The sequence below is a fragment of the Aeromonas sp. HMWF015 genome (assembly GCF_963878965.1).
Classification (GTDB): Bacteria; Pseudomonadota; Gammaproteobacteria; order Enterobacterales; family Aeromonadaceae; genus Aeromonas; species Aeromonas veronii.
The window spans coordinates 5049-8494 of the sequence record NZ_CAWNZT010000108.1 but is presented as its reverse complement, the minus strand read 5'-3'; the positions used below and the strand labels follow the sequence as shown (position 1 = coordinate 8494).

The 3446-nt window shown below is 61.1% G+C and carries 4 protein-coding genes; 3 read left to right on the top strand and 1 reads right to left on the bottom strand.

Going from position 1 to position 3446, the window contains the following annotated elements; translation table 11 throughout:
* Positions 1 to 676: tRNA-dihydrouridine synthase (locus AACS18_RS05275; protein WP_108613884.1), on the bottom strand; the 676-nt coding region annotated here is incomplete at its 3' end.
* A 123-nt stretch (positions 677 to 799) separates the two neighbouring features.
* On the opposite strand from AACS18_RS05275, the gene AACS18_RS05270 reads away from it, so the two are divergent.
* The 3 genes from AACS18_RS05270 to dnaX all read left to right on the top strand — a co-directional run.
* A complete protein-coding gene (locus AACS18_RS05270) occupies positions 800 to 1177 on the top strand; it encodes a YbaN family protein (RefSeq protein WP_042080879.1) in 378 nt (125 codons plus the stop codon).
* 134 nt (positions 1178 to 1311) lie between these two features.
* Positions 1312 to 1857: an adenine phosphoribosyltransferase gene (gene apt / locus AACS18_RS05265; RefSeq protein WP_181363413.1), complete on the top strand. Its 546-nt coding sequence runs from the start codon at positions 1312 to 1314 to the stop codon at positions 1855 to 1857.
* A 172-nt stretch (positions 1858 to 2029) separates the two neighbouring features.
* The coding region (gene dnaX / locus AACS18_RS23125; protein ID WP_258228857.1) for a DNA polymerase III subunit gamma/tau at positions 2030 to 3446 on the top strand (1417 nt) is incomplete at its 3' end.

Below are 3446 nucleotides of genomic sequence, written 5' to 3'. Positions count from 1 at the left end.
CGCCGCGCCCGACCATCAGGGCATCGCAACCCGAGACCCTGGCGCAGGCGAGGGCATCTTTGTGATCCCAAATTTCGCCGTTGGCGGTGACGGGGATGGACAGGGCGCGGCGAATGGCGTCCACATATTCCCAGTGGGCGGGGGCCTTGTACCCTTCGCGCTTGGTGCGGGCATGAACGGCCAGCTCGTTGGCGCCCCCCTGGAAGACCGCCTGAGCGTTCTCCAGATAGAGATCCTTGTCGTCGTAACCGAGGCGAATTTTGGCGCTGACCGGCAGATGGGCGGGTACTGCGTCACGCACCGCCTTGACGATGCGGTAGATGGTCTCGGGCTCTTTGAGCAGCACCGCACCGCCCTTGCTCTTGTTGACCGTAGGGGCGGGACAGCCGAAGTTGAGATCAACGCCGGGGGAGCCCAACTCGATGGCGCGCACAGCGTTCTCGGCCAGCCACTCGGGGTGTTGCCCCAGCAGTTGTACCCGCACCGGGGTGCCTGCGCGGGTTTTGCCATCTTGTAGCAGTTCAGGGCAGAGGCGGTAGAACACCTTGGCGGGCAGCAGCTGATCGACGACCCGGATAAACTCGCTCACGCAGAGATCGTAATCATTGACGGAGGTGAGAACCTCCCGCATCAGGTGATCCAGTACCCCCTGCATGGGGGCCAAAATAACGCGCATAACGGCTTTCCGACGAGAGTGGCAAGAAAAAAGAGCGCAGATTGTAGTGGGGTTGCGGCCCGCTGTCAGCACCCGCTCAAACTCTGTTAGGCTAGAGGGAGATAAATCACGCAAGGAGAAGGAATGAAGCGTTGGTGTCTGATGGCGCTCGGGTGGCTGGCATTTGTCACCGGTATTGTGGGCATTGTGCTGCCCCTGTTGCCGACTACCCCCTTCATGTTGCTGGCTGCCGCCCTGTTTGCCCGCTCATCGCCCCGTTTTCATCGCTGGTTGCTGACCCATCCCTGGTTTGGCCCGCCCATCGTGGATTGGCAGCAGTATCGCGGCATTCGTCGTCAGGCCAGACGGCGCGCTATCATTTTCATTTTGCTCACCTTTTCGGTGTCACTGGCGGTGGTGCCACTGCTGTGGGTCAAGGGATTGCTGGTTGTCATAATGGTGATCCTGCTCACCTGGTTAATGCGCCTGCCGGTGCTGGAGCCAGTTGCAATGGTGAAGTGAAGTCCCTAAGCTATTGCAGCAATAATGCTATGGAGTCGGCCTGTCATTTTTGCGTGACAGGCTTTTTTATTTCCCGCAGAAGGGAATTGAGAAAAAATGGCCACCCCTGGGTCAAAAAAATAAGCGGTCAACACATGAATCCGGAAACCCTGAAATTTATCGAAGCAAGCATCAAGACCATTCCCGACTATCCGAAGCCGGGCATTCTGTTTCGTGACATCACCAGCCTGATTGAGAACGCCGAAGCCTTCAAGGCCACCATCGATCTGCTGGCCAATCATTATCGTGATCAAGGGATCACCAAGATTGTTGGCACCGAAGCTCGCGGCTTCATCTTTGGCGCGCCGGTTGCCTATGCTATGGGACTGGGCTTCGTGCCGGTCCGCAAGCCGGGCAAGCTGCCGCGCGCAGTGATCGAGGAGTCCTATGCCCTCGAGTACGGCACCGATACTCTGCAACTGCACACCGATGCCATCGTGCCCGGTGACAAGGTGCTGGTCGTGGACGATCTGCTGGCGACCGGCGGTACCGTCGATGCGACCGTCAAGCTGATCCGCCGCGCAGGTGGTACTGTGGCAGATGCGGCATTCATCATCTCCCTGCCGTCTCTGGGCGGCGATGCCCGTCTGACTGCCGCTGGCATCAAGGTGGTCTCACTGGTCGAGCTGGCCGGCGAGTAATGCCTCTTCGGCCCGATCCTCTGCATCGGGCCTGCATTGAACCGGTGCCCTTGCGGGCATCGGTTTGAAAATCAAGCGATCCCTCCCGCTCTCACCGATAGCCGATACAGCCAGCCCGCCATTTGTGTTAGCATCCGGCCTCAATGCCCTGTCTTCCCTGCATGATGGATTTATGAGCTATCAGGTTCTGGCGCGTAAATGGCGCCCCCATACGTTTGAACAAGTGGTAGGCCAGCAACATGTGCTGACCGCCTTGACCAACGCCCTGGATCAGGGACGGCTGCATCACGCCTATCTGCTGAGCGGTACCCGCGGGGTCGGCAAGACCACCATCGCCCGTATTCTGGCCAAGAGCCTCAACTGCGAGCAGGGGATCAGCAGCCATCCGTGTGGCGTCTGCGATACCTGCCGCGAGATCGATCAGGGCAACTTTGTCGACTTGCTGGAGATTGACGCGGCGTCGCGAACCAAGGTGGAAGATACCCGCGAGCTGCTCGACAACGTGCAGTACCGTCCGGCCCGCGGCCGCTTCAAGGTCTACCTCATCGATGAAGTGCACATGTTGTCGCGCCACAGCTTCAACGCGCTGCTGAAAACCCTGGAAGAGCCGCCTCCCTATGTGAAGTTTCTGCTGGCCACCACGGATCCGCAGAAGCTGCCAATTACCATTCTCTCGCGCTGCCTGCAGTTTCATCTGAAGAGTCTGGATCAGACCCAGATCGCCAAGCAGCTCGAATGGGTGCTGGATCAGGAGGGGCAGCCCTTCGAGCCACGCGCCCTGCTGGCCCTGGCCAAAGCCGCCGACGGCAGTATGCGCGATGCCCTGAGCCTGACCGATCAGGCGCTGGCCCACGGTAACGGCAGCGTGCGCCTCGACAGCGTGCTGGCGATGCTGGGCACGCTCGATCACCGCCATCTGCACCAGCTGCTGGAAGCCATTTTGCGGCAAGATGCCCCCGCGACCATGGCCAAGATCACCGAGATCGCCACCCTGGGCCCCGATTTTGATCAGCTCCACGCCGAGCTGGAAGGCTTGCTCCATCGCATCGCCATGGCGCAGCTGCTGCCTGCCAGTGTGCAGGAGCAGGGGGCAGATGCCGATTCCCTGCTGCAACTGGCCAAGGCGATGAGCCCGGAAGAGGTGCAGCTCTGCTACCAGATCGTGCTGGGTGGCCGTAAAGATCTGCCCTGGGCCCCCGATGGCCGCACCGCGCTGGAGATGACCTGCCTGCGGATGCTCGCCTTCTCGCCAAGGCGCGATGCCCTGCATCCGGCCAGCCTCACCGCGCTGCCCCCGTCAATGACGAGCAGTGCGGCGAGCAGCGCTACTTCGGTTGCCTCTTTGCCGGGAAAGCGCCCGGCCGCTGAATCGGCCGCAGTGGCACCGATCAGCGGCGCCGTGCTCGCGGTTGATGTCTCTCTGCCTGCGATGACGGATGACATCGGCAACCCCGCCGATAGCGAGGAGGAGGCGCAAGCCGCCGAGCTGTTCAGCCAGCAGGATGAGCTGCTGCGTGAAGCCGCAGGCATGGGGTATCAACCCGAGCCCGCGTTGCCCCATGCGCAGCCCGATGCGCCAGCGCACTCAG